This window comes from uncultured Pedobacter sp. (genome assembly GCF_913776295.1).
Lineage (GTDB): Bacteria > Bacteroidota > Bacteroidia > Sphingobacteriales > Sphingobacteriaceae > Pedobacter.
On record NZ_CAJYOJ010000052.1, the window covers coordinates 63,479 to 81,820 of the forward strand.

The following is an 18,342-nucleotide window of genomic DNA, read 5'->3' on the forward strand; positions in this document are numbered from 1 at the left end:
TCATTGCTCATTTAAAGCGGTAGGCTGAAATAAAAAGTAGAACCTTTTCCTAATCTACTTTCCACCCATATTTTTCCTTGATGTCTTTCAATTACTTCAGCGCAGATATACAGGCCTACTCCAAATCCAGCAATGGTTTTGGTATCAGGGCTCTCTACCCGGTAAAAACGGTCAAAAAGTCGGGTGATATCATTTTCTCTGATGCCTATACCTTCATCTTCTACACTTACCACCAGATAATTATTTTTTATCTCGCATTTGATTGCAATTAGCGATTCCTTTTTTGAGTATTTTATGGCATTACCAATCAGGTTATTAATTACATTACCGATTTTGTCCATGTCGGCATTTACGAATATTTTTTCCGGACCAATTACCTGAATAAAATGACTTGGCGAAACCATTTTGGTTTCTTCTGTAATGGTCTTAATCAGTTCAATAAGGTTAAAGTTTGTTTTGTTCAATAGTATTTTTCCAGATTCTAATAAGGAAACGTTCAGAAAACCATCAATCATTAACGCCATTTTTTTTAACTGAACATTTATCTTTTCAAGGATCTGCGCAGGGAAAACGTTATCTATCTCTTTAAATTTATGTTGTAAAAGCTGTACATAGGCGCTTAACGATGTTAAAGGGGTTTTAAGCTCATGACTTACCATACTGATAAAATCATTTTTTCTGATTTCATCATGTTTGTTTTCTGTGATATCCAGAATGGCTCCGGCTATGTAAATCGGTTTCCCTTCTTCGTTATAATAGGCCTTTCCCGCAGTTCTTATCCATTTACGCTTTGCATTGATACCTTTCAGGTTAATCTGGTATTCTATGTTAAAAGCGTCGCGATTGTGTAGGGCACGTGTAATACCTCTGGTAAGCTTTGCCATATCTTCAGCGCGGATCATAGATTTGGCTTCGTCTATATTTAACCTGTTGTGCTCAAGTTCATAAATGTGTTGTGCTCTTTCAGATAAAAGTATTTGCTTTTGCGACAGGTCGATATTCCACGAACCCATTTCAGAGGCATCCATAGCTATTTTTAAAATGTCTTTCGCTTTCAGAAGCTCCTTTTTAAAGTTAACCTGCTCGGTAATATCTTTAATAATCACCAGAATTCTGGTTACTTCGTTTTTGTCATTTTTTAAAGGCTCGTAAAGAGCGATAAAATAGCCATCTGAAACTGGTGTAGAGAGTTTAAGTTCATTAATGGTTATTGGCTGTTTATTTTTGAAAATATCTTTTATAAGCGACTGCTGCATTTCGAGTTCAGGCCTTGCTTTTTCCAACGGTAACCCGATAACTTCTTTTCTGTTTTTGCCCCAAAGTTTTAATATGTTATCGTTTGCATATTCTGTAATCAATTCTATGCCTTTTAAAACGCACATGCCCAAAGGGGCCTGTTCAAAAAAGCCCCTGAAACGTGCTTCACTTTCTGAAAGCTCAAATAAAATATGCGAAAGCTCATGCTCATCATTTAGAACTTCCTTTAGAGAACAAATGAGGTACTCAACCGGGCGATCGCTTTGCAATACCGGCGAGAATTCCAGTTCCCAATTTACGTTTGGAGAGTTTGAATAAATAGGATGAATAATCAGTGCCTGCTTAGTTTTGGATTCACTTACTTTTTGAACTGTTTTAATCAGCGTAATTTTTTCATCATCAGATAAAAGATTGGGAATAATATCAATATCATAGAATTTTGATTTTCCGCCTGAACGTGTGATTAGAGCCTGGTAAGCGTCGTTATATTCTACCACCACCAATATTGGCTTTATTTTAAAAATGACTACCGGGCTAGTAGAATGTTTTAATAATGCCTTTAAAAATGGAGAAGCTAAATCTATCATAAAATCTGAGATGACACTTTCTCAAATATAACCGTTAAACAATGAATTCCAATTGATTTATGATGAATTCATCATATTTATCATACGATATGGTCAGAATTATATGATAAATGGTTTCTTTTTGGATAGCTATCACTGAGACGCTCGGCAAACCATCAACAAAACGTTTAAAATAAATGCATGTACAGATCATTAAAACATAGGCAGGCTTAGCAACGTGATTGTAATTTTCATTTCGCACAACATGTCAAAAGTTTATTTCCGGATGATGGCAGAGGGAAACTTAACTACCCTTTATAAGATGGTGGTGAGGTAACATCAAAAAATGTAATTTTAAAGACATTTGATATAAATGACTTCCTTATAATTGACTTTATTTGGTCAACCTGACTGATTTATCATACCAAATAGATCGGTTTTTAACTGAAAATAATGTCTTTTTAGGTTTGTAGAAAGTTTTTTACTATTTATTTTAAAAATTATTGATCTGATAATCAGTGTTATGTGTTTAAATTTTAGCTAAATTGTTTGATTTAAGCGATTTAATGTTTCTCATTTATATTTTTTTAAAAAATTATATATATTTGTTCTTACCCTTTCGAGGGTATGTTTTTCATAGGTAGATGTAGGGTCAGAACATTGTTCTGGCCCTTTTTTGCTTTAATAGATTTAGATAAGCTATTTTTGTGGTTATGAAAAAAAAGAAAGTGGTTGTTGCGGTTACAGGTGCCAGTGGTGCGATATATGCAAAGGTTTTGTTTGATCAGTTATTGAAATTGAAAGACCAGATTGAAGCCGTTGGCATAGTGATGAGCGATAATGCAAAAGCAGTTTGGCAATTCGAGCTGGGGAATCAGGATTATAACCATTTTAAAGAATTTACCTTTTATAACAAAAACGATTTTAATGCACCTTTTGCATCAGGATCTGCCAGATACGATACCATGATTATCATCCCTTGTTCAATGGGTACCTTGGGTAGGGTAGCGCAGGGAATATCTAATGATTTAATTTCCAGAGCAGCAGATGTGGTGTTAAAAGAACGCAGAAAATTGATAGCCGTAGTGAGAGATACCCCATTTAGCCTGATTCACATAAACAATATGAAAATAGTTACTGAGGCCGGAGGGATCATTTGTCCAGCCAACCCATCGTTTTATAGTTTACCCCAAAACATAGAAGAAGTGGCCGGAACGGTGGTAAGCAGGGTATTGGACCTGGCAGGTTTTGAGCAGGAAAGTTACCGGTGGCAGGAGAAATAGTTTTCGGCTTGCAATTCACAGTTTCTAATCAACTTAAAACTGCCAACGGGTTTGTTAATAGACTGTAATTTACATTTAATCTCCAAATCCATATCTCTATACTCAAATCTAATTTCCTATCTTTGCAGCTTCAATGAAAAAAGTCGCATTTTATACATTAGGTTGTAAACTCAATTTCTCCGAAACCTCCACTATTGGTCGGTTATTTACCGATGCCGGTTATGCCGTTGTAGAATTTCAGGACCAGGCTGATGTTTACGTCATTAACACCTGCTCTGTTACCGAGCATGCCGATAAAAAATGTCGTAAAGTTGTTAAAGAAGCCTTAAAGTATTCGCCAAATGCCTTTATAACCATTGTAGGTTGTTATGCCCAGTTAAAACCACAGGAAATTGCCGAAATAGAAGGTGTTGATATGGTTTTAGGCGCAGCAGAAAAATTCAGAATTGTTGAGTATATCACCGATTTGACAAAACAGCCAAAAACACTTGTTCATCAGCAAAATATCGAAAAAGTTAACCACAACTTTATTGCATCTTATTCTATTGGTGATAGAACACGTACTTTTTTGAAAGTACAGGATGGTTGCGATTATCCCTGTACGTACTGCACCATTCCTCTGGCACGTGGTGCAAGCCGTAGCGATACCATCGAAAATGTGGTAAACCGTGCAAAAATGATTGCTGAGAGCGGTGTTAAGGAAATTGTATTAACGGGCGTAAATCTTGGTGATTTCGGAATCAGAAACGGACAGCGGGAAGACAAGTTTTTCGACCTGGTTAAAGCATTGGATGAAGTAGAAGGAATTGAAAGAATCCGGATATCTTCTATAGAACCTAATCTGTTAAGCAATGAAATTATAGAGTTTGTGGCCACTTCAAAAAGGTTTGTCCCACATTTTCATATTCCCTTACAATCTGGCTCTGATAAAATTTTGGGGTTAATGCGCCGACGTTACCGGAGTAATTTGTATGTCGAGCGTGTAGCTAAAATTAAGGAGATCATGCCAGACTGTTGTATCGGCGTAGATGTAATTGTAGGCTTCCCAGGCGAAACGAAAGAAGATTTTCTGGATACCTATCAATTTTTAAACCAGCTGGACATCTCTTATTTACATGTATTCACTTACTCTGAACGCGAATTAACGGCGGCAGCCGAAATGAAAGGCGTTGTAGCAGGAAGTGAACGGAATGAGCGCAGTAAAATGCTTCATATCTTATCTGATAAGAAACGGAGGGCTTTTTATGAATCGCAAATTGGTACTGCTGGAGAAGTACTTTTTGAAGCGGATCAGAAATCTGGTTATATGCACGGCTTTACCAAAAACTATGTAAAAGTACGTGCCAAATACGATCCGGTTTTGGTAAATGAACTGAAAGCCGTAAAGCTTTTGGAAATTACAGCGGATGGAGAAGTGGAAGTGGCTGAGCTGGAAACTACTTACGCCCATCATTAGTTTAGTCCTTGGTTATAAGTCCTTAGTCTTCAGTTCTCAGTCCTAAGTCCTTAGTTCAATCAGACATCTTTTACTGTCATTCTGAACGCAGTGAAGAATCTTTTAAAGGGCAGGTATAAATCGGGTGATGGGAGAGATACGAAATATTTCATAGATTAGTCTTTCCACTTTGGCCATTTGCATTTGGTCTTCAGACATCTGACTTTCGGACCTCCGTCTTTCCACTTTGGCCATTTGCATTTAGTCTTCGGACCTCCGTCTTTCCACTTTGGCCATTTGCATTTAGTCTTCGGACCTCCGTCTTTCCACTTTGGCCATTTGCATTTAGTCTTCGGACATCTGACTTTCGGACCTCCGTCTTTCTGCTTTGGCCATTTGCATTTAGTCTTCGGACATCTGACTTTCGTGACCTCCGTCTTTTCACTTTGGCCATTTGCATTTAGTCTTCGGACATCTGACTTTCGGACCTCCGTCTTTTCACTTTGGCCATTTGCATTTAGTCTTCAGACATCTGACTTTCGGACCTCCGTCTTTCCACTTTGGTCTTTAGTCTTTCTTTCCTATCTTCGCAACAAAATATTTCTATGTTTCCTACCGTTTCACATTTTTTAGAATACCTGTTCGGCATTAATTTACCGCTCCCCTTTAATACATTCGGTGTTTTTGTAGCGCTTGCATTTGTTGCCGGTTACTGGGCTTTTACCAAAGAGCTTAAACGTAAAGAAGCGTTAGGAATACTCCATCCCATCAAAAAGACAATCATAGTTGGAAAACCTGCTACTACATCAGAATTGATCATGAATGGCCTTTTTGGCTTTGTTATCGGTTACAAACTGGTGTACGCATTATTAAACTACAAACTTTTTGTAAATGATGCACAGTCGGTTTTAATGTCGACCCAGGGAAATATTATAGGTGGTTTATTTTTTGCCGGTTTATTTGTGTATTGGGATTATACTGAAAAGAACAAACATAAACTGGATAAACCAAAAGAAACACAGGTAAACGTCCATCCGTACCAGATTATGAGTAATCTGATTGTGTGGGCCGCGATATGGGGATTTTTAGGTGCAAAATTTTTTGATAATTTGGAATATTGGGATGATTTTGTTCAACACCCTATAGAACGCTTATTATCGTTCAGCGGTTTAACCTTTTATGGTGGCTTAATCTGTGGTGGCGCAGCGGTGTTGATTATTGCCAGGAGAAATGACATTAAGCCCCTGCATATGCTTGATGTAGGCGGGCCGGGCATGATGCTGGCTTATGCTGTTGGCCGTATTGGTTGCCATATGGCGGGTGATGGCGACTGGGGAATCGTGAACCCTAACCCAAAACCCTTTTCGTGGTTGCCAGATTGGTTGTGGTCTTACAAATACCCAAATAACGTGGTAGGCGAGGGGATCCCTATTCCGGGTTGTACGGGTAAGTTCTGTAACGAATTGGCTCAAGGTGTATACCCTACACCACTTTATGAAGTAATTATCTGTTTAATCCTTTTCGCCTTTTTGTGGAGCATCAGAGATAAAATAAAAGCACCTGGTTTAATGTTCGGCATTTATATGATCTTAAATGGTGTGGAACGTTTTTGTATAGAGTTGATCCGGGTAAACTCTAAATACCATGTTTTTGGTTTATCTTTTACACAGGCAGAAATGATTTCTACTTTTTTAGTTGTTGGGGGGATTGCGCTAAGTGCTTATGCTTTAAGAAATAAGAACCAGCTTGCCCGGTAAGAACCTTATAAGTTTATTTAAAATCCAACAACAGCCTTATTCTGTTGTTTAAATAGTTATGAATTACGAATTACTATGCAATAAAGTGATCTCAATTGTTAAGCTTACCGGAAATTTCATCCGTAAGGAAGCCATGCAGTTTGATGTTCAGAAAATAGAATATAAGGGATTAAATGATATGGTTTCTTATGTTGATAAAACAGCAGAGCAGAAACTTGTTCAAAATCTTGAAAAGTTAATTCCTGATGCAGGTTTTATCACAGAAGAAAAAACCATTAACCGCACGGGAAAAACCTACACCTGGATTATCGATCCTCTAGATGGTACAACCAATTTTATTCATGGTATTCCGGCCTATGGCATTAGTGTAGCGCTTTATGAGGATGGACTTCCTGTAATTGGTGTGGTTTATGAATTAAATAGGGGAGAAATGTTTTATTCGTATAAAGGTGGACTTGCTCTGATGAATAAAAAAGAGATTAAAGTTTCTGTTAATCCTGATTTAAAATCAAGCCTGCTGGCTACAGGTTTCCCATATTATCAGTTTGATAAACAAGAGCGGTACTTAAAATTGTTAGCCGAAATGATGCAGAAAAGTCATGGCGTACGTAGAATTGGTGCTGCGGCGATCGATTTGGTATACACAGCCTGTGGACGTTTTGACGCCTTTTTTGAATATAATCTGCAACAATGGGATTTTGCGGCTGGCTGTTTTATTGTGCAGCAGGCTGGCGGAGAGGTGCATGATTTTGGCGGGGGCGATAATTACTTTGAAAAAAGGGAAATATTGGCTACCAATGGCAAACTTACAGCTGAAATGCTGGAAGCAATTAAAAAGTATTTTTAATAATCGTAACGTCACCCTGACCTGTAGCGCAGCGGGAAGATACGTAGTAAATTTATTTCACGGCCTGGCTTATCAGGAAAGATGCTGAAGTAAAGCCGATAACTATCGGATCAGCATGACGAGAGCAGAAGATAGCAAAAAAAAGGTCGCGATTCCCATCGCGACCTTTTCACTATATATACTATGAAAAATGCTCATTTTTAAACTGCTTCAGAAACTACTTCCGTAACTTCTGGCACCATTCTCTGCAATAAATTTTGTATTCCTGATTTAAGTGTGATGGTAGAAGACGGACAACCACTGCAAGAGCCACGTAATTCTACCGTAACTACACCTTCATCAAAAGATTTATAAGTAATTGCACCACCATCCTGTTCAACGGCAGGGCGTACATAATCGTGTAAAATCTGCTGGATTTTAATCTCAGTTTCCGTACCTTCAAATGTAGGCGCTTCTTCAGCAGCCGATTCTTTGATTTTTAATTCAGATTCTACCGCACCTTTAACAAATTCCTTTAAAATGGCTTCAATATCTGCCCATTCTGCATCATCTGTTTTAGTAATGGTCACAAAATTACTGGCGAAAAAAACACCGGAAACAAAGTTGAATTTAAATAATTCTTTAGCAAAAGGCGAATGTTCGGCACTCTCTTTAGTCGCAAAATCCTCACTGCCATTTATTAACAGCTTGTTTACCATGAATTTCATGGTAGCTGGATTTGGAGTCTGTTCTGTATATACGTTAATCGTCATGTCTTAATCAATTTGAATAGACAAAATTAACAATTACTTGTTAATAAAACCTTTGCTGGCTGTCTGCTCAACGTCAATTTAATTGAACTAAAAAACGCCGGTGTAATTAAAAGGTGAAATGGTTCTGAGTTGCGCCTTTATTGCTTCCGAAACGGCTAAACCTTCAATAAATTCTGCAATGCTTGCTGCATCGATTTTAGCATTTGTTCTGGTTAGTTCTTTTAGCGCTTCGTAAGGATTAGGGTAGTTCTCTCTTCTTAAAACGGTTTGAATGGCCTCAGCAACAACTGCCCAGTTTTCATCCAGATCTGCATGTAAAGCAGTTTCATTTAATAAAATCTTGTTTAATCCGCGCAATGTAGCGTTAATGGCAATTAATGTATGTCCGAAAGGCACGCCAACATTCCTTAAAACAGTGGAATCCGTTAGATCCCGCTGCAAACGCGAAATGGGTAATTTAGCCGCAAAGAATTCAAAAAGTGCATTTGCAATACCTGCGTTCCCTTCGGCGTTTTCAAAATCGATCGGGTTTACCTTATGGGGCATTGCTGATGAGCCGATCTCTCCGGCTTTGATTTTCTGTTTGAAATAGTTTTTGGAAATATAAGTCCAGATATCCCGGTCCAAATCGATAATAATATTGTTAATGCGTTTTAATGTATCACATTGCGCAGCAAACTGATCGTAATGCTCAATCTGTGTAGTGTGTTGCGACCGTGATAAACCTAAGGTTTCGTTGACAAATTGATTCGAAAAATCAACCCAGTTTACTTCAGGATAAGCAATATGGTGTGCATTGAAGTTTCCGGTTGCTCCACCGAATTTTGCGCTATTCGGAATTTTTTTTAAACTTTCTACCTGAATAGCCAAACGCTCCGCAAAAACCAAAAACTCTTTACCCAGTTTGGTAGGGGAGGCTGGTTGACCGTGGGTATGTGCCAGCATCGGGATATCTTTCCATTCCGTTGCCAGGGCATTTATTTTTTCTATTAAGGCATTAATAGCCGGATAATAACTTTCATTTAAGGCCAGTTTAATGGAATAAGGAATGGCAGTATTGTTGATATCCTGAGAGGTCAATCCAAAATGGATAAATTCTTTATAGTTTTGAAGTGATAATGAATCGAATTTACTTTTGATAAAATATTCGACCGCTTTCACATCATGATTGGTTACTTTTTCGGTTTCCTTAATTTCTAAAGCATCAGCTTCTGAGAAATTTTGGTGGATTTTGCGTAATTCAGCATAAAGATTTCGATCGAAATTTGCTAAGCCCGGCAAGTTGATTTCGCAAAGTGCGATAAAGTATTCGATTTCTACAAAAACCCGGTATTTAATTAAGGCTTCTTCAGAAAAGTAAGCGGCTAAACTTTCTGTAGTTTTTCTGTAACGGCCATCAACAGGTGAAATAGCTTGTAGCGATGTTAAATTCATTATGCGGATTATATTTTTGCCGCAAATTTACTACAATTGATGGATTTTAAGGCCTAGATGCCTAAATAAAAAAGCCTGAGCTCACCTAAGTCTTTTTCAAAAGCTTTAATTGCCCTGTTTTTTATGGCAGTGGTATCAATTTAACCAGCGTTTCTTTAATAGTTGTATCTTTTGCAGTAATATCCTTAATTGCAGTATCAAGAATGGCAGAATCAACTTTAGATGACTCGGTTCCGCTATCTTTGTTCTCCGATTTACAAGCTGCAACTGATTAACTTAAGGCTGATGCTAAAAAGCCTGTTTTGAATGCCTTTCTCATCTTGTTTGATTGGTTTTGTTCAAAAATTAATTAACTGCTAATACCAAAAAAAGATTGAAAAGTAACCCGGATTTATTAAATAAAAAAGGTCGGGATTTAAAATCCTGACCTTTTCTCACTGCAATAAGCAAATTTTATTAGTGTTTAACTTCAGTTTTTTCTGTCGTAGCTTTAACCGAAGTGTCTTTTACGGTAGAATCTTTTACTACGGTATCAACTTTTGTGGTATCGGTAATAATGGTAGAAGAATCTGTAATTGTTGTATCAGCGCCATCTGATTTTTTGGTTGACTCGCCACAAGCAGCTACTGTTAGCGATAAAGCCAAGGCTAAAAAACCTAATTTGAATGCATTTTTCATCTTGATATATGTTTTAGGGTTAATGTATATCTTTAATACCGGGAATTTAAAAAGGTAACCTGTTTTTTTCTGCTAAAATAAAAAAGCCTTTGAAACATGAATTTCAAAGGCCTTTTTTATAAGTAAGTTAGACTAGTGTTTAACTTCAGTTTTTTCTGTAGTAGTTTTTACAGATGTATCTTTTACTGTAGAATCTTTTACTACCGTATCTTTTTTAGTAGTATCAGTAATTACAGTTGAAGAGTCAGTAGCTGTAGTGTCAGCACCTTCAGCTTTTTTCTCTGAATTACAAGCAACAACTGATAAAGATAAAGCTAAAGCTAAGAAGCCTAATTTGAATGCATTTTTCATTTTGAATATTTTTAAGTAATTAATTAATTTACCTGTTAATACCACTTAATTAAAAAGGTAACCCAAAAAAAATAAAAAAAATGAATAAAAATAAAAAAGTGCGTAGAATTTAAATTCTACGCACTTTTTTATATGGTAAAGTTAAACTAGTGTTTAACTTCAGTTGTAGTTGTAGTAGCTTTTACAGTAGTATCTTTAACTGTAGAATCTTTAACTGTAGTATCTTTTGCAGTAGTATCAGTAACGATAGTAGAAGAGTCAGTTAAAGTAGTATCAGCACCTTCAGCTTTTTTCTCTGAATTACAAGCAACAACTGATAAAGATAAAGCTAAAGCTAAAAAGCCTAATTTGAATGCATTTTTCATTTTTGAATTTTTTTAAGTATTTAATTTCTTATTAATGCCGCAAAGGTAAAAAGGTAACCCGAAAATTTGAAGGAAAGTTAAAATATTTTTTTTGGCGGAATTTGGGTTACCGTTTGTCTGATCTTTGTATTAAACAAAAATAGTGGCTATAAATTTTTTTGTCTAATATTGGGTTACTATTTACAGAAAAATGTATTAACTAGTGAATAACGGTTTAAAGAGTTCAGTTCCAACAGATAGAGAGGTTATTTTAGGTATTCTAAATAACTCAGAAGATACACTTAACAAGTTATACAAAGCTTATTACGCGATGGTTTTGCAGTTTATCCTGAATAATAACGGTGATGAAGATGATGCAAAAGATGTTTATCAGGAAGGCATAATCGTTTTATATAACAAAATTAAGGCAGGTAATTTTGAACTTAGCAGCAAGCTGAAAACTTATATCTATTCAGTTTGCCGGCGTATTTGGCTAAAAAAGCTCAGCTTAAATAGTAAAAAGACGGGCAGTATTACTGATTATGAGGATGTTTTTGCTGTAGAAGAGGATTTGGAACACCACGAAGAAAAAGATGCTTCATTTGAAAAAATGCAATCAGCACTTGATCATCTTGGTGAACCCTGTAAAACCATTATTCAGGATTTTTATATTCATAATTTATCCATGCAGGATATCTGCGAAAAGTTCGGTTATACCAATACGGATAATGCAAAAACGCAGAAATATAAATGTTTGCAAAGGTTAAAGAAAATATTTTTTCAACCATAATTTGAAATGAGAAACGATTTGGAGTTAGATGCAATTATTGAAGATTATCTGTTAGGTAAACTTAATGCGCAGGAAGTAGATGCTTTTGAAAAGTTACGTCTTAACGATGCTACAGTAGATCACAAGGTAGTATCGCACAAGTTCTTCTTAGCTTCTATGGATGAATTTGCAGAACAGTTACGTTTAAAGGAACAGTTGAATCATATCCATTCCGAAATTGATGTGGAAAGTTTGGCTGCTACACTGAGACCTCATCCTTCGCGTGTGGTTCAGTTATGGCGGAAACATAAATCTGCCATTGCCGTTGCCGCATCTTTTGTCGTACTTTCTTTGGTCTCTATCTACTCTATTCAGCACAGCACTCAACAGGCCGAGCGCTACAGGCAGTTAAGTAACCGGGTAAACAATGCCATTAAAACACAAAATAGCTTAATCAGAAATATAAAGCACAATAACGCCACTTCTGATAAGCCAAATAATCAAAATAGTTTTGGTGGTACGGGGTTTGCCATTTCTACAAATGGTTACATCCTAACCAACCTGCACATTATTAATGGTGCTGATTCGTTATACGTACAAAATAGCAAAGGAGAATCGTTTAAAGTAAAATCGGTTTACACAGATCCTCAGAATGATATTGCCATTCTTAAAATAAGCGATAAACATTTTAATAATTTATCTTCTATTCCTTATACCATCAAAAGAAATACCAGTAACATTGGCGAAATGGTGTATACTTTAGGTTATCCGAAAGATGATGCGGTGCTTGGAGAAGGTTATGTAAGTTCCAAAAATGGTTTTGTAGGTGATACTACCCAGTATCAGGTAGCCATTTCGGTCAACCCAGGTAATAGTGGTGGCCCTGTGTTAGATAACAATGGAAATTTAGTTGGTATCATTAGCGGTAAGCCAGATCAAACTGAAGGCGCAGCTTTTGCTATTAAATCAAAGTATATTTTGGAGGCGATGAGGGCTATTCCTCAGGATTCGCTGGGCGTAAACAAACTTACTGCCAATAAAAAAAGCTTGCTTTCTGGTTTAAAACGTACCAAACAGATCGAAAAAATACAGGATTACGTATTTATGATCAAAGCATATTAAAAGCAATACCCCAAACAAATTAATATTCTTAAACCCTGTGGATCTATTCGTCAGGGTTTTTTTGTGGAATTGTAATTTGGAAGTCTTTAATTAATATTAAATCTATGTATTTACTATACTATTGTTTAGATTTGTTATCATCAAAATTAAATTAATAAGATCATGAGTATAAGATTAGGCGATACCGCACCGAATTTCAAGGCCGATACCTCTATTGGCGAAATAGATTTTTACGATTATTTAGGCGATAGCTGGGGCGTGTTGTTTTCGCACCCTGCTGATTATACACCTGTGTGTACCACTGAATTGGGTAGAACAGCAGCTTTAAAAGGTGAATTTGATAAAAGAAACGTTAAAGTTTTAGCCCTAAGCGTTGATTCTGCCGATTCGCATAAAGGATGGATCAGTGATATCAACGAAACCCAAAATACTACTGTAGAATTTCCGATCATTGCCGACCCGGATAAAACAGTGGCTAACCTTTATGATATGATTCACCCGAATGCCTCAGAAACCTTAACTGTTAGGTCTTTGTTCGTCATCAGTCCCGATAAAAAGGTGAAATTGATGATTACTTATCCGGCATCTACAGGAAGAAATTTTAACGAAGTATTGCGTGTGATTGACTCTTTGCAGCTTACCGCTAATTATAGCGTAGCTACTCCGGCCGATTGGAAAGATGGCGAAGATGTAATTGTGGTAAATAGCATTAAGACAGAAGATATCCCGGCCAAATTTCCGAAAGGACACCAGGTCATTAAACCTTATCTACGCACAACACCTCAGCCAAATAAATAATTCGGTTTTAGCGCAACATTCTTGTTTAACAAGGTGCGATAACTTGCGTTATAGGTGAAAATTATTATATTTAGTTAGTTTTGTTTCAATATTCATGCTTAAACTGGTTGTTTTGTTTAAATTAATGCGCAATTGTTTAAAATAAATGCTGATCAAGGCGTAACGGTTTATTTTATTTATACAATATTTATTTTTTTTATGGCAATCGGAAAAGTTAAATGGTTTAATACGCAAAAAGGCTTCGGGTTTATTGTGCAGGAAGACAATAAAGACTTATTTGTGCATTTTAAAGATGTTTTAGGCGGAATTGAAAGCTTGAAGGAAAACGATAAGGTAGAATTTGAAGTGGCAGAAGGCAGAAAGGGTCTGCAAGCGGTGAACGTTAAGAAAGTTTAAGCATTAGTTATCATATTTTTTCATTCTACAAAGCCTTTCGAGAGAAGGGCTTTTGTACTTGAAATCCGCTCAAGATAAAATAATAACCAAATCGGGATTACGCTATCTGTTGGGTTTATTTTACCCTTAATAGTTGTACTATTTTCATGGTTATGCTGATCTGGTATCTGAAGAATATTTTTTAAGCGCACATTATGAAACGAACCCGTATTAATAATACTGTATAATCGACGCTTTCAAAATCACATTCTCTCCATTGGCAATCTTTGTAAAAATCAAAAACTGATCCTGATCGGCTTTAATTTTGTATTTCTTCACCAAATCTTCTGATTTTGCAGGATAGTTGCGTACAATTACATTACCTTTTATATTAATATCTCGCTTCAGTTCCCCAGTATTCAGTATCGACTCTATTTTGAAGATACGGCCTGGAAAATCTGTTTCTACATGGTCGGCACTAAACAATTGCGTTTGAGGATGTAACTTTAAGAGACCATAAGTTGCACCAATCAAATTAAATGCACCAGATTTTAATAATGCGGCATCAGGCTCGTACAGATACTCACCAACGTTCAAATGGTTTGTAAAGTGCACGGAAGCATTGGATGATGATCTGTAGAAAGAAAAATCCTTTTCTATACCGCTGTTTAAAGTTACGGCCTTAATTCTGGTGTCGTTTTCATAACCTTTATCGATTACCCATAGCAGTTCTTTACATTCATTTTTCACACTCACAATATGGATTTCGTTCACCTGTTTCAGTTCTGATAAGCCAGCAGCGATATCCAGTAATGGGGCAGTTTTAATGATTATTCTTGACGACTTTTCCAATAATATATCCAGATTGCCTACCACATCCGGTGTACAATCTTTGAGCATAAAAACTTTGCCCTTTTCGGCTCTCCGCGCAGGATCAACATAAACGGTATCGAAAGTTTTATCATTGGTTTTGATATAGGCAATGCCATCTTCGGCTTCAAATTTTATGTTTGTTGCCTGTAAAGCCTTTGCATTATGCCGGGCTATTGCAGATAGTTCATTATTGATTTCGCAATGCGTTACTTTTTTTACCTTTTGTGAAAAGTAATAACTGTCAATTCCGAAGCCCCCGGTAATATCAATCAGGGTATCACCTTTAGCCAGTTTTGATTTGTATTTTGCAGTGAGTTCAGAAGAGGTCTGTTCGATGGATAACATCGGGGGGTAATAAATGTTTTCTGTATGGAACCAGGTAGGCAACTTCTTCTCAGATTTCTTTTTTGCGGCAATTTGTGTAGCCAGCTCTGCGGGACTAATCCCTTCAAACATACTTTTTGCCAAAGCAATCTGATTTACATCGGCATTTACATTTGCATTGATGTAATCTTGTACGGCTTTAGCTAAAAGTTTATTGTTCATTGTTTATCATAGTATCAAGTATCAGGTAGCGAGTATAGCAGGTATCAAGGGGAGTATTCAATCTTGATTCTTGATACTAATTACTTGTCAGTAATTTTATTCTTCATTACCATCTGGCAAGTGTGCCGGCTCTTCACTTCCAATAAAATATCCTTATCAACGGTTACCCGATCAATGGTTTGTTGATTGTAATAACGAATGGTTACCAGTTCAAGTCCTTTATTATATTTAATGGTAAATTCTTCCGATAAATCGTTGATCAGTTTTGCAATCTGAACAGGATGATCATCCACACTCACCGAAAAGCTGATAGCAGAGTTCAGCATTGTATTGATTTTGATCCGATGCGTATGGAAAAGCTCGAAAATGTTGCTCAGGTTTTCTTCAATAATAAAAGAATAGTCTTTTGGGAAAATAGAAATCAATGCCTGGTTTATCTTAAAAATGAAAGATGGGACAGGTATTGGGTTGTTTTCTTTGGTAATTGCTGTTCCTGAACCTTCCGGCTGGATAAACGATCTGACAAAAAGCGGTATTCCTTTGTTTTGAAGGGGTTTTATGGTTTTTGGGTGTATTACCGTTGCACCATAATACGTAAGTTCTATCGCATCGTGATAAGAAAGTTGGGCAATCAGTTCTGTTTCATCAAACCATTTCGGATCTGCATTTAATACCCCGGGAACGTCTTTCCAGATGGTTAAGGCATCAGCATCAAAACAGGAAGCAAATATTGCTGCCGAATAATCAGAACCTTCACGCCCTAATGTGGTAGTATAATTTTCACTCGTACCGCCAATAAATCCTTGCGTTACAATGATGTGCTCTTTTAAAAGTGGTTTTAGATCTTTCTGTATGTTCTGATTAGTCTTTACCCAGTCCACTTTTCCTTCTTTATAGGTATTGTCGGTATGGATATAGTTACGCGCGTCAGCCCATAGGGTTTTATTGCCCGTTTCATTCAACCACGCCGCTACAATTTTAGTGGAAACGATCTCACCGATAGATACAATCTGATCATAAATATAATCCGTATTGTGATCAGGCTCATCTTCAATCAACCAATCAATTTCAACAAAGGTATTGGCTACCTCATCGTAAACAGGATGGTGTTTTCCCTGAAATAGTTCATCTATAATGCTGAAATGAAAATGTTTAATTTCTTCAAGAATGGCATAGGCTTCGTCATTTTCGGAGAGAAATGCGTAGGTAAGATCCTCTAATCTATTGGTAATTTTGCCCATTGCAGAAATAACGATCAGCAGATTTCCTTTTTTGTAGTCTCGTACAATATTTGCCAGATTTTTTACGCCTGCTGCATCTTTTACCGAGGCACCTCCAAATTTAAAAATATCCATATTAAAATGCCTTGATCTGCTCTTTAGATAGTGATGCGTTTAACCATCCGCTTTCTAAATGTGCTTTATATTTATTATAGAAGTTAATTGCCGGCTCGTTCCAGTCTAACACCTGCCAAACCATACCACTATAGTTGCCGTTTTTAACCTCTTCTATCACTTTTTCAAATAATATTTTGCCCAGGCCCTTCCCTCTGAATTCTTCCGTTACGATAAAATCTTCAAGGTATAATCTGCATCCTTTCCAGGTAGAATAGCGTGTATAATATAATGCAAATCCGACAATAGTATCATTTACTTCTGCTACGTAAGCTTTCCATACTGGATTTTTGCCAAAACCAGCATCAATGAAATGATCTAAAGTAACGGTAACTTCCTCTGGCGCACGCTCATAAATGGCAAGTTCATTAATTAATTCCAATATTCTTGGACAATCTTCTGCAGTTGCAAATCTGATATTGAAATCCATATTAGTTGGCCGAAATGTCGTTTTTAAAATGTTTGATTACCCTTTTGCCAAAAATGCTGCTACCAATGCGTACCATCGTACTTCCTTCTTCAATCGCAATTTTATAATCAGCACTCATTCCGGTTGATATTTCTTTAAAAGCATCATCTTTGCGGAAAAAGCTCACTTTAATCCCCTCAAAAAATACCTTTAACTCGTTAAACTCTGTGGTAATCTGTTTTTCGTTCCTGGTATTGGTTGCTATTCCCATTAAACCTACAATACGGATGTTTTTCAATTCGGATAACTCTTCTGCGCGTAAGAGTTCAACTACTTCATCAAAGCCAAGTCCAAATTTAGTATCTTCATCTGCAATGTAAACCTGTAATAAACAATCAATGATTCGTTTGTTTTTCGCCGCCTGCTTGTTGATCTCCTGCAGTAATTTCAGGCTATCTACACCATGGATCAGTTTAACAAAGGGAGCAATATATTTTACCTTATTGCTCTGTAAATGACCAATTAAATGCCATTCGATATCTTTAGGAAGTTGCGCCTCTTTTTCAACCATTTCCTGTACATGGTTTTCCCCAAAAATACGTTGTCCGGCGTTGTATGCTTCTAAAATTGATTCTATAGGTTGTGTTTTTGAAACCGCGATGAGTTTAACCCCGTCTGATTCAACTTCGCTTTTATATTGTTTAAGATTATCAGCTATGCTCATTTATAACTATTTTTGGTAAAATTAATAACCTTGCCGCAATTTGGGCAAAAAATAATATTTAAATTAAGGATGAAGAGATTAATATGGGTTTTAATGACAGCTATATTATGGTTAGGCTGCAAGCCTGGCATACCGGATGACATTATCAAACCTGATCAAATGGAAAAGATTTTATATGATATGCACATTGTAGACGGATATCTTTCCAGCATTTATGTAGTAGATTCAGCGAAGAAGGTAGCTTCAGCTTATTATAGGGGAATTTATAAAAAGTTTGGGACAGACTCCGCCCAGTACAATAAAAGTTTGCTTTGGTATAATACCAATCCGGTGCAACTGGAAGCAGTGTATAAAAACGTACAGAAAATGCTGGACAAACAAAAAAAAGGAACAGCGTTAGCCGATTTAATGATCAAGAAAAAACAGTTTAAAGCAGATTCGTTGGTGATAGCAAAGAAATTTAAGGCCGATTCTCTTGCGATTAGAAAAAAAATGAAACCTGATTCTTTATCAAAAGTTAAAGCTGTGGCAGCAATTGCCAAGAAGAAAAAAGAGGCCGATTCACTCATTAATATAAAAAAAGCTGGGGCGGTAAGTACAGTGCCCACACCAGTTGCAGTACCATAAT

19 protein-coding genes are annotated in these 18,342 nt (G+C 36.6%); 9 read left to right on the forward strand and 10 right to left on the reverse strand.

The window, feature by feature from the left end:
• Positions 1–11 precede the first annotated feature (11 nt).
• Positions 12–1,844: an ATP-binding protein gene (locus QZ738_RS10655; RefSeq protein ID WP_293787328.1), complete on the reverse strand. Its 1,833-nt coding sequence runs from the start codon at positions 1,842–1,844 to the stop codon at positions 12–14.
• Positions 1,845–2,536: 692 nt separating this feature from the next.
• On the opposite strand from QZ738_RS10655, the gene QZ738_RS10660 reads away from it, so the two are divergent.
• The 4 genes from QZ738_RS10660 (at position 2,537) to QZ738_RS10675 (ending at position 7,145) form a co-directional block, all read left to right on the forward strand.
• Positions 2,537–3,106 (forward strand): UbiX family flavin prenyltransferase, encoded by a 570-nt coding sequence (locus tag QZ738_RS10660; protein ID WP_293787329.1) that lies wholly within the window; start codon positions 2,537–2,539, stop codon positions 3,104–3,106.
• 133 nt (positions 3,107–3,239) lie between these two features.
• Positions 3,240–4,562, forward strand: a complete 1,323-nt coding sequence (gene mtaB, locus QZ738_RS10665; protein ID WP_293787331.1) for a tRNA (N(6)-L-threonylcarbamoyladenosine(37)-C(2))-methylthiotransferase MtaB — start codon at positions 3,240–3,242, stop codon at positions 4,560–4,562.
• Positions 4,563–5,146: 584 nt separating this feature from the next.
• Positions 5,147–6,298, forward strand: a complete 1,152-nt coding sequence (locus tag QZ738_RS10670; protein WP_293787333.1) for a prolipoprotein diacylglyceryl transferase — start codon at positions 5,147–5,149, stop codon at positions 6,296–6,298.
• 58 nt (positions 6,299–6,356) lie between these two features.
• Positions 6,357–7,145 carry an inositol monophosphatase family protein gene (locus QZ738_RS10675; RefSeq protein ID WP_293787335.1) on the forward strand — a complete coding sequence of 263 codons (789 nt, stop codon included), beginning with the start codon at positions 6,357–6,359 and terminating at the stop codon, positions 7,143–7,145.
• Positions 7,146–7,345: 200 nt separating this feature from the next.
• Here QZ738_RS10675 and QZ738_RS10680 read toward each other — a convergent pair whose 3' ends face one another.
• From QZ738_RS10680 to QZ738_RS10700, 5 genes are all read right to left on the reverse strand, one after another.
• A complete protein-coding gene (locus QZ738_RS10680; protein WP_293787337.1) occupies positions 7,346–7,897 on the reverse strand; it encodes a NifU family protein in 552 nt (183 codons plus the stop codon).
• 87 nt (positions 7,898–7,984) lie between these two features.
• The gene (gene purB / locus QZ738_RS10685) at positions 7,985–9,331 is read right to left on the reverse strand and encodes an adenylosuccinate lyase (protein ID WP_293787339.1); all 1,347 of its coding nucleotides are present in this window, start codon (positions 9,329–9,331) and stop codon (positions 7,985–7,987) included.
• Positions 9,332–9,787: 456 nt separating this feature from the next.
• Complete coding sequence (locus tag QZ738_RS10690) at positions 9,788–10,009, reverse strand: hypothetical protein (protein WP_293787341.1); 222 nt, start codon at positions 10,007–10,009, stop codon at positions 9,788–9,790.
• A gap of 132 nt (positions 10,010–10,141) precedes the next feature.
• Positions 10,142–10,360, reverse strand: coding sequence for a hypothetical protein (locus QZ738_RS10695; protein ID WP_025142864.1), 219 nt, complete (start codon positions 10,358–10,360; stop codon positions 10,142–10,144).
• A gap of 146 nt (positions 10,361–10,506) precedes the next feature.
• Complete coding sequence (locus QZ738_RS10700; protein ID WP_025142863.1) at positions 10,507–10,725, reverse strand: hypothetical protein; 219 nt, start codon at positions 10,723–10,725, stop codon at positions 10,507–10,509.
• 202 nt (positions 10,726–10,927) lie between these two features.
• On the opposite strand from QZ738_RS10700, the gene QZ738_RS10705 reads away from it, so the two are divergent.
• The 4 genes from QZ738_RS10705 to QZ738_RS10720 all read left to right on the forward strand — a co-directional run bounded on the left by QZ738_RS10705 (position 10,928) and on the right by QZ738_RS10720 (position 13,789).
• Positions 10,928–11,494 (forward strand): sigma-70 family RNA polymerase sigma factor, encoded by a 567-nt coding sequence (locus QZ738_RS10705; RefSeq protein WP_293787344.1) that lies wholly within the window; start codon positions 10,928–10,930, stop codon positions 11,492–11,494.
• A gap of 6 nt (positions 11,495–11,500) precedes the next feature.
• The gene (locus QZ738_RS10710) at positions 11,501–12,595 is read left to right on the forward strand and encodes a serine protease (RefSeq protein WP_293787346.1); all 1,095 of its coding nucleotides are present in this window, start codon (positions 11,501–11,503) and stop codon (positions 12,593–12,595) included.
• 162 nt (positions 12,596–12,757) lie between these two features.
• A complete protein-coding gene (locus QZ738_RS10715; RefSeq protein ID WP_293787348.1) occupies positions 12,758–13,393 on the forward strand; it encodes a peroxiredoxin in 636 nt (211 codons plus the stop codon).
• A gap of 198 nt (positions 13,394–13,591) precedes the next feature.
• Positions 13,592–13,789, forward strand: coding sequence for a cold-shock protein (locus tag QZ738_RS10720; RefSeq protein WP_293787363.1), 198 nt, complete (start codon positions 13,592–13,594; stop codon positions 13,787–13,789).
• A gap of 210 nt (positions 13,790–13,999) precedes the next feature.
• Here QZ738_RS10720 and QZ738_RS10725 read toward each other — a convergent pair whose 3' ends face one another.
• The 4 genes from QZ738_RS10725 to QZ738_RS10740 all read right to left on the reverse strand — a co-directional run bounded on the left by QZ738_RS10725 (position 14,000) and on the right by QZ738_RS10740 (position 17,714).
• Positions 14,000–15,187, reverse strand: a complete 1,188-nt coding sequence (locus QZ738_RS10725; RefSeq protein ID WP_293787365.1) for a hypothetical protein — start codon at positions 15,185–15,187, stop codon at positions 14,000–14,002.
• A gap of 80 nt (positions 15,188–15,267) precedes the next feature.
• Positions 15,268–16,542: an aspartate kinase gene (locus QZ738_RS10730; protein ID WP_293787367.1), complete on the reverse strand. Its 1,275-nt coding sequence runs from the start codon at positions 16,540–16,542 to the stop codon at positions 15,268–15,270.
• Between the two features lies 1 nt (position 16,543).
• Positions 16,544–17,011 carry a GNAT family N-acetyltransferase gene (locus tag QZ738_RS10735; protein ID WP_293787369.1) on the reverse strand — a complete coding sequence of 156 codons (468 nt, stop codon included), beginning with the start codon at positions 17,009–17,011 and terminating at the stop codon, positions 16,544–16,546.
• 1 nt (position 17,012) lies between these two features.
• On the reverse strand, positions 17,013–17,714 hold the full coding sequence (locus tag QZ738_RS10740) for a YggS family pyridoxal phosphate-dependent enzyme (protein ID WP_293787371.1): 702 nt from the start codon (positions 17,712–17,714) through the stop codon (positions 17,013–17,015).
• A gap of 93 nt (positions 17,715–17,807) precedes the next feature.
• On the opposite strand from QZ738_RS10740, the gene QZ738_RS10745 reads away from it, so the two are divergent.
• Positions 17,808–18,341: a DUF4296 domain-containing protein gene (locus QZ738_RS10745; RefSeq protein WP_293787373.1), complete on the forward strand. Its 534-nt coding sequence runs from the start codon at positions 17,808–17,810 to the stop codon at positions 18,339–18,341.
• Position 18,342 lies beyond the last annotated feature (1 nt).

Excerpts from the sequence above, each read along its gene's own strand:
- QZ738_RS10655 (WP_293787328.1), bottom strand. The coding sequence starts at position 1,844 with ATGATAGATTTAGCTTCTCCATTTTTAAAGGCATTATTAAAACATTCT.
- QZ738_RS10660 (WP_293787329.1), top strand. The coding sequence starts at position 2,537 with ATGAAAAAAAAGAAAGTGGTTGTTGCGGTTACAGGTGCCAGTGGTGCG.
- mtaB (WP_293787331.1), top strand. The coding sequence starts at position 3,240 with ATGAAAAAAGTCGCATTTTATACATTAGGTTGTAAACTCAATTTCTCC.
- QZ738_RS10670 (WP_293787333.1), top strand. The coding sequence starts at position 5,147 with ATGTTTCCTACCGTTTCACATTTTTTAGAATACCTGTTCGGCATTAAT.
- QZ738_RS10675 (WP_293787335.1), top strand. The coding sequence starts at position 6,357 with ATGAATTACGAATTACTATGCAATAAAGTGATCTCAATTGTTAAGCTT.
- QZ738_RS10680 (WP_293787337.1), bottom strand. The coding sequence starts at position 7,897 with ATGACGATTAACGTATATACAGAACAGACTCCAAATCCAGCTACCATG.
- purB (WP_293787339.1), bottom strand. The coding sequence starts at position 9,331 with ATGAATTTAACATCGCTACAAGCTATTTCACCTGTTGATGGCCGTTAC.
- QZ738_RS10690 (WP_293787341.1), bottom strand. The coding sequence starts at position 10,009 with ATGAAAAATGCATTCAAATTAGGTTTTTTAGCCTTGGCTTTATCGCTA.
- QZ738_RS10695 (WP_025142864.1), bottom strand. The coding sequence starts at position 10,360 with ATGAAAAATGCATTCAAATTAGGCTTCTTAGCTTTAGCTTTATCTTTA.
- QZ738_RS10700 (WP_025142863.1), bottom strand. The coding sequence starts at position 10,725 with ATGAAAAATGCATTCAAATTAGGCTTTTTAGCTTTAGCTTTATCTTTA.
- QZ738_RS10710 (WP_293787346.1), top strand. The coding sequence starts at position 11,501 with ATGAGAAACGATTTGGAGTTAGATGCAATTATTGAAGATTATCTGTTA.
- QZ738_RS10715 (WP_293787348.1), top strand. The coding sequence starts at position 12,758 with ATGAGTATAAGATTAGGCGATACCGCACCGAATTTCAAGGCCGATACC.
- QZ738_RS10720 (WP_293787363.1), top strand. The coding sequence starts at position 13,592 with ATGGCAATCGGAAAAGTTAAATGGTTTAATACGCAAAAAGGCTTCGGG.
- QZ738_RS10725 (WP_293787365.1), bottom strand. The coding sequence starts at position 15,187 with ATGAACAATAAACTTTTAGCTAAAGCCGTACAAGATTACATCAATGCA.
- QZ738_RS10730 (WP_293787367.1), bottom strand. The coding sequence starts at position 16,542 with ATGGATATTTTTAAATTTGGAGGTGCCTCGGTAAAAGATGCAGCAGGC.
- QZ738_RS10735 (WP_293787369.1), bottom strand. The coding sequence starts at position 17,011 with ATGGATTTCAATATCAGATTTGCAACTGCAGAAGATTGTCCAAGAATA.
- QZ738_RS10740 (WP_293787371.1), bottom strand. The coding sequence starts at position 17,714 with ATGAGCATAGCTGATAATCTTAAACAATATAAAAGCGAAGTTGAATCA.
- QZ738_RS10745 (WP_293787373.1), top strand. The coding sequence starts at position 17,808 with ATGACAGCTATATTATGGTTAGGCTGCAAGCCTGGCATACCGGATGAC.